The sequence below is a fragment of the Massilia sp. TSP1-1-2 genome (assembly GCF_049896185.1).
Classification (GTDB): Bacteria; Pseudomonadota; Gammaproteobacteria; order Burkholderiales; family Burkholderiaceae_D; genus Telluria_A.
In genome coordinates this window covers 1-1,052 of record NZ_JAFCTU010000125.1, presented here as the reverse complement: position 1 = coordinate 1,052, position 1,052 = coordinate 1, and the positions used below count along the sequence as shown (strand labels likewise).

The following is a 1,052-nucleotide window of genomic DNA, read 5'->3' as shown; positions in this document are numbered from 1 at the left end:
CCGAGAATTTTGAGGCGATTTCCGATCGCGGCGATGAGACCGTACCGATGGATGGATCCGCGCAGGGGTTAAATGAGGTGGGAAAGGCGATGGCTGCGTTGGCAGGGGACGAGGAGTACGGGCGGTAGCAGGGGGTTTGGTGGGCGGCGCGGCGCAGGCATGGCTCGCGTCTTGGGTGATGCCGGCGCTGGCGGAATGCGCGCGTTGCGCTTTTCCGCCCTACTTGATGTGCCCGGATAATAGGGGCGCATCGGCTTCGTCAGGGCACAAGGATAATCAGCTGCCGCGCACCCAACTGAAAACGGACGCCTGGGGCGTCCGTTTTCACTCAGCAGTTGCCCTTATGGCGCGTAAGTCGCTTTGACGCTGACGCCCGAGATAGCCGAATATGTGTTCACGCCAACGTAATACGTGCCGGCGGCGGGCGCGCTGACGGTACAGGTTTCCGTCGCGGCAGGGCTGTCCGATTTGCAGGTGTAGCTGGTGGCCGACGGCAGCGAGCCCAGTTTGACGAACAGGTCCGGGTCGCCGCCCGGGCTGCTCAGCTCAAACTTCACGCTCGTTTTCCCGGCGGGGACCGCGAACTGAAAGTGCTGCCAGGCGCCGGCCGCCGCGCCCTGTCCACTCGTCCAGACGCCATTTGCCAGCACCGGATAGCTGGTGCCGCCGCCGCTCAACGTGCCTTTCATGCCAAACCACCCGAGCGACGAGTAGTTCGAAAAACCGTTGGCCGGGGTGCCCTCGGCGCCGCCGCGCACCACGATCCGGTAAGTGCCGGCCGGCAGCGACAGGTTGGTGAATTGCGCCGAGCGATTCACCGACAAGTTACTCGATGCAACCACGGTATTGGCAGCGTTGTAGATCGTCGCCGAAACGTCGAGCATGCGCAGGTATTCGAGCGGGTCGATACGCAGGTTCAGCGTGGCCACGCCGCCGGTGGTAAACGTAAAGGTGTCGGTGTCGGTGTTGCGCTCGGGACGCATCGGTCAGCGCAGAACCGGACTGTGGCGTAAATACCAGCAGCGGGCTGCTGATGGTGTATTCCACGATGA

1 protein-coding gene is annotated in these 1,052 nt (G+C 63.2%); it reads right to left on the bottom strand.

Annotated elements, in window-relative coordinates:
• Window positions 1-341 precede the first annotated feature (341 nt).
• Entirely contained in the window at window positions 342-983 is a 642-nt protein-coding gene (locus ACP7BV_RS27215; RefSeq protein WP_426108029.1) for a PPC domain-containing protein, read from the bottom strand.
• Window positions 984-1,052 lie beyond the last annotated feature (69 nt).